General features: G+C 64.5%; 6 protein-coding genes. 3 read left to right on the top strand and 3 right to left on the bottom strand.

Annotated features, from left to right (window positions below):
- The first annotated feature begins 732 nt into the window (after positions 1–732).
- The gene (locus tag A0U87_RS24955) at positions 733–1890 is read left to right on the top strand and encodes an ATP-binding protein (RefSeq protein ID WP_048939624.1); all 1158 of its coding nucleotides are present in this window, start codon (positions 733–735) and stop codon (positions 1888–1890) included.
- Positions 1891–1942: 52 nt separating this feature from the next.
- Here the strand turns inward: A0U87_RS24955 and A0U87_RS24950 are convergent, their stop codons facing one another.
- Entirely contained in the window at positions 1943–2593 is a 651-nt protein-coding gene (locus A0U87_RS24950; RefSeq protein ID WP_004207433.1) for a response regulator transcription factor, read from the bottom strand.
- A gap of 301 nt (positions 2594–2894) precedes the next feature.
- Here A0U87_RS24950 and A0U87_RS24945 point away from each other — a divergent pair, with 301 nt between their 5' ends.
- Positions 2895–3944: a transporter gene (locus A0U87_RS24945; protein ID WP_122928082.1), complete on the top strand. Its 1050-nt coding sequence runs from the start codon at positions 2895–2897 to the stop codon at positions 3942–3944.
- Between the two features lie 16 nt (positions 3945–3960).
- On the opposite strand, the gene A0U87_RS24940 is transcribed toward A0U87_RS24945, so the two are convergent.
- Complete coding sequence (locus tag A0U87_RS24940) at positions 3961–6477, bottom strand: ABC transporter permease (RefSeq protein ID WP_048939622.1); 2517 nt, start codon at positions 6475–6477, stop codon at positions 3961–3963.
- On the bottom strand, positions 6474–7163 hold the full coding sequence (locus A0U87_RS24935) for an ATP-binding cassette domain-containing protein (protein ID WP_048939621.1): 690 nt from the start codon (positions 7161–7163) through the stop codon (positions 6474–6476). Before A0U87_RS24935 ends, A0U87_RS24940 begins: the two co-directional genes overlap by 4 nt.
- Between A0U87_RS24935 and A0U87_RS24930 the strand changes: the two genes are divergently transcribed.
- Positions 7162–7884: an arylesterase gene (locus A0U87_RS24930; protein ID WP_048939620.1), complete on the top strand. Its 723-nt coding sequence runs from the start codon at positions 7162–7164 to the stop codon at positions 7882–7884. The genes A0U87_RS24935 and A0U87_RS24930 overlap by 2 nt on opposite strands.
- Positions 7885–8146 lie beyond the last annotated feature (262 nt).

The raw sequence follows: 8146 nt of genomic DNA, 5'->3' as shown, positions 1-8146 counted from the left end.
ATCTGTCAGTTCGTACCGCCGCCGTGCCATCAAGCCCTCCAACTCTCGAGGCCTCTGAATCACGTCAATCGCCAATCCTCAAGGCTTTTATGAGTTTACGGCCTAGATACGGTGACCATGCCGCCTGCCCCCTTGTGCACCCTTGCGTAGAGCTTGGGCATCGGGGTCATTGCCTAGGAGCGCGGAGAATGTTGCCGGGGTAAACCCGATGCCGTCATCACCATTGGCCTGTAATGCGGCCGGAAAATGTCGTGCAGGCCGATCCCCCCTCTCCGGGTAAATACCCGGTCATCAGATCGGGCCTCTCAACCATCCATCCGGCATGCGCGACTCAGGAGCGGCGAGGAGGCCGCCGACCAACTTCGGCGCGCCACGCTAGGTATATTTCCTTAGACCTAAAATTATACATAAAACCCACATTTCTTCAAAGTATACAATGTCATACTTTGGTCCATTAACGCTGTTAAACGCCCATTTCACATAGGTTTCGTGGCAGCAACCGGCCAAACATCCATCAATGCAGAAAGCGTCGAAAGGCCATGAAAACTCTGCTTTTTACACAGGCTTGACCATTGCTACATAGAATCACCACCGGTATACTTACCGATAACAGGGTCGCTCGTTAGTTAGTCCATTTTCACGCGGCATTTGCCGCGCAGATAATCTTTACGCGCCGGGACTTTCGCCCCGGTCGAATGATACAGGGCATTTTTAGCTGGTGAGGGAGACGTCATGCTCGAACTACATCAAGCGGGGGCACCCTATTATCCGGAGTTTTTCGGTGACGAACGTGGCAGTGCCACAGTTCCCGTGCCGATCTATCTGGTTCCGCCGAGTCCGTCCCATACAACATCCCGTGCAGAGCTGCAGCGCCTGATCAACAGCATTCCGGTCAAGATCGTGGTGGTGGATCGCGATGCCTGCATCGTGGCCATCAATGGCGCCTGCCAGCCCTATCTCCGCGCCGTTGGCCTCGACCTGCATCTCGTGGCAGGCCAGAGCTACTATGCCGTCAAGGCGCGTTTCGCCGCGCCGCCGCAGGATGCCCGCAGCGTAAGCGAACATGTCGCCGCCCTCTGTCAGCACAACACGCCCTTCAGCCAGACCCTCAGCTTCCCGCTCGCCGGGCAGGACATCCGCATGGTCGTCCATGGCGAACGCCTGCCGGGCGCTGAGGATCTGTTCATCCTCAGCCATCTCGACGATGAAGATCCGGAAAGCGAAACCGCCAATCCCCGTCGCTACCACCTCTCGATGCTGCAGGCGGAGGAAGAGGAGCGCAAGCGGATCGCCCGCGAACTGCATGACGAAACGGCCCAGCAACTGGCCCTGATGCAGTTTAACCTCATGACGCTGCGCAACAGCGACATGAGCCCCCAGGCCAACGACGCCTATCAGGCCATGGAAATCTCGCTCAAGGCGATCCAGGACCAGGTGCGGACGCTCAGCTATCTGCTCCATCCGCCCGAACTGGCGGAGGATGGTATCGAGGCGGCCCTCGCCCATTTCACCCGCGGCTTCGCCCGCCGGTCCGGGCTCCAGGTCGAATTTCGCTGCCTTTCGGGACCGATCAAGCGCGACCCGGACATGGAGATCGCCTTCTATCGCGTCGCGCAGGAAGCACTGGCCAATGTCTACAAACATGCCAATGCCAGTCATGCGGTCGTCCGGTTGCGGCGGACCCAGACTGGCTTCGCGCTGGAGATAGAGGATGATGGCCGGGGCGTGCCCGAACATATCCTCAACGGCCAGGGCCGGGACATCGTCGGCGTCGGCCTGTCGGGCATGCGGGAGCGGGTCATGGCCCTCGCCGGCCAGTTGGAAGTCCGCCTGACCGGCGCCGGCACGCTCGTCACCGCGACCATACCGCGCCGCCGCCAGACCGACTGACCTCGCCTGATCGACGGGGCGAGATCAGGCCCGCGTGCGGATCAGCGACCGATCAGGGTTCAACGATATTGTTGCGCACCGCATAGCGCACCAGTTCCGCCGTCGTTCCCAGCTTCAGCTTGTGCATCGCCGCCGCGCGATGGGTCTCGACCGTCTTCACGCTGATATCGAGCAGATGGGCAATCTGCTTGTTGATCTTCCCTTCCGCGATCAACTGGACGATCTCGCGCTCGCGCGGGGTCAGCGTCGCGACATTGCTGCCGGCCACGCTGCTTTTCACATAATGGTCGAGCAATGTTTCGGAGATCGCCGCCGAGAAATAGGGCTTGCGCAGCGACAGCGCCTCGACCGCCGACTGAAGATGCTGGCCGCTGTCCGACTTGAGCACATAGCCACGCGCGCCCGCGCGCAGCACCTCGACCAGCAGATCCTCTCGATCATGCATGGTGTAGATCAAGATCTCGATCCGCGGGAATTCCTGCTTGAGCGCGCGGGTCAGTTCCAGCCCGTTCATCAGCGGCAGGGAATAATCCAGGATGGCGATGTCCGGCTGGGTATCGCGCGCCGCCTTCAGCGCGTCATGCCCGTCCGATGCCTCGGCGACGATCTGCCAGCGATCCTGGGTTTCGAGGAAAGTCCGAACCCCCTGGCGCAAGGCCTGATGATCGTCGGCAATCAATATCCGCGTCAATGGCTTGCTCATCCCTTACCCCTGTCCACTCCCGATGGCGCCCATGATGAGCCTGCCTATCTTTGCGGCCCGCCCGCTTGAAACAATGGGGGTTTTCCCCCGCATCGGCCGATATTGCCCCGACAGCGCGCAAAGCCGCCAATATCGGCCTTTCCGTCATGGTCCACGCGGGGCCTGGCAGCGGAAAATCTGCCATGTCCCACTTTGCTTGGCGAGAGGAAAGCATGGTTATCGTGCATTTTCCTGATCTTAGCATCGATCACAGGGTTTTCTGCGATGCGAGCGTCCCCCAACCGGGTCGGGGATTATCCCGATGGCCCCACCCGCCGCGCCGATGGATGATGGCACCGGGCTTCATGGCCTTCAGGGAAAATGGGGACAGATGATGCGCAATGTGAAGACCTGCCTGCTGGGCGTTATCCTGCCGCTGGCGGGTGCGATCAGCACCCCGGCCCAGGCCGTCGAGGGCGCGGCCAGCCTCTATGTTCCCGGCACCGGCGGCCCCGCGACCGCCGTGATGCCGCCGCTGGAGGGCGTCTATTTCGACGACACCATCTACATCTACAATGGCAGCGCGAGCGCCAGCAAGGAATTCGTCGTCGGCGGCAATGTCGTCGCCGGCCTCGATGCAACGATCGTCGCCGATTTCCTGACGACGCTGGTCGTTCCCTCCACCAACATCCTGGGCGGCACCCTGTCCATGGGCGTGACCGTGCCGGTCGGTGCGCCGATGATTGATGCCAATGCCGTCGTCACCGGCCCGTTCGGCAATCTGCGCAGCCTCAACGTCCATGATTCCGCGCTGGTGGTCGGCGATCCGGTGTTCAACACCATGCTCGGCTGGAAGGCGGGCAAGCTCCACATCCAGGCCAGTAGCATGGTCAACATCCCGGTCGGCCATTATCGCGAGGACCAGTTGGCCAATCTGGCGCTGCATCGCTGGGCGGTAGACACCTCGCTGGCGCTCAGCCTCCATGATGATGAGAGCGGCTGGGATCTGACCGGCAAGGCCGGCGTCACCTTCAACGGCAAGAATGATTACACGGAATATGACAGCGGCAACGAGTTTCACCTCGAAGGATCGGTGGAAAAGGCGCTGTCGAAGAAATTCTCCATCGGTGCCCAGGGCTATTGGCTCAAGCAGATCAGCGATGACAAGAGCAGCGGCGCCCTGCTCGGCGCCTTCCGGGGCGAAGTGGTCGGCGTCGGCGGCACCGCCGCACTCAATGTCACCATGGGCCGCTCGCCCGCGACCTTCCGCCTGCGCGCCTTCAAGGAACTCGACGCCACCAACCGGCTGAAGGGCGAGGCCTTCTTCCTCAGCCTCACCCTGCCGCTCTACATGAAGATGCCCCCGCAATAGCGCCGGGGCATCCTCTCTATAGCTGCCGCAGCGCCCGAGTCGGCCGCACCGACATCAGCGGGATCGATCCGGCGAGGCCAATCCCCAGCGTCAGCACCGCCCCGCCCGCCAGCGTCGCCAGCACCACGCCCCAGTCAGGCGCCCAGCCAAAGCTGAACAGCTGCACCACCACATACCAGGCGGCGGCCCCACCCAGCAGCAGCGCCACCAGCGCCAGAAGCCCGGCCAGCACGCCATATTCCAGCGCCTGCGCCCCCAATATCTGGCCGCGCGTCGCCCCCAGCAGCTTCAGCACCACGCTGTCATAGCTGCGGCTCTGCCGCCCGGCCGCGATCGCGCCGATCAGCACCGCGACCCCCGCCAGCACCGTCACCGATGCCGCCGCCAGGATCGCGCCGGACATCTGATCCAGCAGGCCCGACACCTGGCTGATCACCTGCCCCACCTCGATCACCGACGCGCCAGGGAAGGTCGCCAGCAGCGCTCTGGTCACCGCCTGCTCTTGGCGCTTGTCGGGCAGGCTGATCGTCGCGGTCAGGCTGTGCGGCGCCGACGCCAGCGTGCTGGGCGAAAAGACCATCACATAGTTGAAGCCCATCGTGTCCCAGTTGATCTTGCGCAGCGACGCGACACGCGCCTCGATCTCGCGGCCCAGGATCGACACGGTAATGCGGTCGCCGACCCAGATGTCCAGCGCCTTGGCCTGGTCGGCATCGAGCGACACCAGCGGCGGCCCGACATAATCGCGCGGCCACCAGCGTCCCTCCACGATCTCGCTCCCCTCCGGCAGGGTCGCGCTATAGGTGACGCCGCGCTCGCCGCGCAGGATCCACGCCCCTTCCGGCTTTTCCTTCAGGTCAGCGACGCGCTTGCCCGAATAGCCGGTCACCGTGCCACGCAGGATCGGCACGACGTTCAGCTTCGCCGCCGGCACGCGCCTGGCCATCAAAGCGCGAAACTGCGCCTCCGCCCCGGCCGGCATGTCGAGTATGAACAGGTTGGGCGCCTGTTTCGGCACGGTCCGGCCGATCTCCGCCTGGATGCTGGTCTGGATCGCAGCCAGCGTGACGAACAGGGTCAGCGCCAGCCCCAGTGCCACGGTCAGCGCGGCGGTCTGCGCGCCGGGCCGATGGAGGTTGGCGAGCGCCAGCCGCAGCAGCGGCCGCCGCGCATGGGGCATGCGCCGCGCCAGCCACTTTATCCCCTGCCCCATCGCCAGCAGCAGCAACAGGGTCGCTATGATCGCGCCCAGCATGGCCGCGGCGAACATCGGCGTGCGCGCCGTCAGCAGCACGACCGCGACCAGCAGCGCGATCGCCCAGCCGACCAGCGCCAGCGTCCGCCGGTCGATCCGCCGTCGCCCGTCGACCAGGGTGCGCAGGATCGCCGCCACCGGCTCGGTCCGCGCACGGGCCAGCGGCGGCAGGGTGAAGATCAGCGCGATCAGCAGGCCATAGGCAGCGCTCGTCGCCAGCGGCAGCGGATAGAGATGGAAGCCCGGCGCCACCGGCAGCATGTCGCCCGCCGCCCAGACCAGCAGGGGCGGCGACAGCGCCCCCGCCACCAGCCCGGCCAATATCGCCAGCCCTGCGACCACCCCGATCTGGAGCAGATAGATGCGCTGGATATCGGCCGACGTCGCCCCCAGCACCTTGAAAGTGGCCAGCGCGCCGCGCTTGATCGCCAGATAGGACGCGACGCCATTGCTGACCCCGATGCCGGCGATCACCAGTGCAGCCAGGCCGATCAGCGACAGGAACTGGCCCATATTCTCGATGAAGCGGTTGATGCCCGGCGCTGCCCGCTCGCGGTCCTTAAATTCCCAGCCCTGCTCGACATAGCGCTTCTCCAGCCGCTCGCGCAGTGCCTGCGCATCCGCTCCAGCGGGCAGGCGCAGCCGATATTTGGCGCGGTAGAGGCTGCCCGGCTGGATCAGCCCGGTGCGGTCCAGCCCGTCCATCGACACGATCGCCACCGGCCCCAGGGTAAAGCCCTCGCCCACCCGGTCCGGCTCGTCGGCGATGATCGCCGCCACAGTGAAATCGGCCGTGCCATAGCGTAGCACGTCACCGACGCCGATCGCCATCCGCTCCGCCAGGGCCGGGCTGATCAGGATGTGGTCGGCGGCCAGCGGCGCATAGCGGCCATGCTGCAACGCCAGCGTGCCATAGAGCGGATAGGCATCGTCCACGCCTTTCAACTCGGTCAGCAGCGGCGGCGCCGCGCGCCCACCGCCCTTGTGGACCATCGCGCGCAGCCGCACCGTCTCGCTCATCCGGCCCAGCCGCGCGATCGCCTGCTGGTCGCGCGCGTCCATCACCCGCTGGGTCATGGCGATCTCGACATCGCCGCCCAAAATCATCTGTCCCCGCGCGGAAATCTCGCCGGTGATCGCGCTGGTCAGGCTGCCGATCGCCGCCAGCGTCATCACGCCCAGGAACAGGCAGACAAACAGCAGCCGCAAGCCGCGGAACCCGGCATGCAGGTCGCGCCGCGCGATCCGCCAGCTTGCCCCCCACCCCAATGTCGTCACGCGGCGACCTCGCCGCTCAGTTGGCCGTCCCGCATCTCGACGGTTCGGTCGCACCGCGCCGCCAACGCCGGATCATGGGTGATGATCAGCAGGGTCGCGCCGCTCGCCTGCTGCCGGGCGAACAGCAGGTCGATGATCGCCATGCCGGTCGACTGGTCCAGATTGCCGGTGGGTTCATCGGCGAACAATATCGCCGGATCGGGCGCCATGGCCCGCGCGATCGCCACGCGCTGCTGCTCGCCGCCCGATAGCTGGGCGGGATAATGGGACAGGCGATGGCTCAAGCCCACCGCCGTCAATTCCCGCGCCGCCCGCTCGAACGGATCGGCCAGACCCGCCAGTTCCAGCGGCACGGCGACATTTTCCAGTGCCGTCATCGTCGGCAACAGATGGAAGGATTGCAGGATGATGCCGATCCGCCCGCGCCGCGCCCGCGCCAGCCCATCCTCGTCGAGCGAGCGATAATTGACGCCTGCGACGCTGACCGTGCCGCCGCTCGCCTGCTCCAGCCCCGACAGGATCGCCATCAGCGATGACTTGCCCGATCCCGACGCGCCCAAGATCGCCAGGCTCTCGCCGCGACGAATATCCAGGTCGATGCCCTTCAATATCTGCGTGTTGCCGAGCGAGAGGGTGACATTGCGCGCCTGGATCGCGATATGGGGGGCATCGATGGTCGCATGCATGAAGAAGGAAGGCTCCTTGGCGAACGGTTTCCGGCTATATGGGTTCTCGCTGCTGCTTGTCCAACTGCTCGCCGCCTGTTCCCCAACGAAGGAGCAGGCACTTGCCCCCGCAGACAATAATGCAGCGAACATGACAGCGAAGGCGACACAGCCAATCGCTGATGACAAGCTGGTCGTCGTGTTCGGCGACAGCCTCTATGCCGGCTATAATCTTCAGCAGGATCAGGGCTTTGCACCCATCCTTGAACAAGCCCTGTCAAAACAGGGGGTCAAGGCCCATGTCGTCAATGCCGGCGTGTCAGGCGACACCAGCGCCGACGGCCTCGCCCGCCTCGCTTTCGGTCTCGACGGCCTGCCGCGCAAGCCAGACCTGGTCCTCGTGGGCCTGGGCGGCAACGACATGCTGCGCGGCCTCAGCCCGCAGGCGACCCGGACCAATATCGACGCCATCCTAACCGAACTTGCCAAGCGCGGCATTCCGGCAATGCTGACTGGCATGATGGCCTCGCCCAATATGGGACCGGACTATGCCGCCGCCTTCAACCCGATCTACCCGGACCTGGCGAAGAAGCATGGCGTACCGCTCTACCCCTTCTTCCTCGACGGCGTGATTGGCCAGCGGAGCCTGCTGCTGCCCGACGGCATCCACCCCAATCCGCAAGGTGTCCAACGCATCACCACCAAGGTCGCACCATTGGTAGCCAGGCAATTGGGGGAGTAGACGGCGTGGGCAAATCGGGCGCTCGTCAAATGGTTGAAATCGGCGGTGGGTTCAACGGGTGGCGGCAACACTTTAATCTTTTGAGGAAGATGGAGTGTCGCGATGAAGCAGCGTCGTCGGATCTATTACACGGCCAGCCAGCGAGCGGGGATATGGGATTGCTGGCAGCGCGGGGAATCGATGAGTTCGATCGGGCGAAGGTTTGATCGAGAGTCTTCGTCGGTATTTTCGGTGATTTCGCCGACCGGCGGCATCCGGCCCG

This window comes from Sphingobium sp. MP9-4 (assembly GCF_005281675.1).
GTDB classification, from domain to species: Bacteria; Pseudomonadota; Alphaproteobacteria; order Sphingomonadales; family Sphingomonadaceae; genus Sphingobium; species Sphingobium yanoikuyae.
This window is presented reverse-complemented; position numbering and strand designations above follow the sequence as displayed.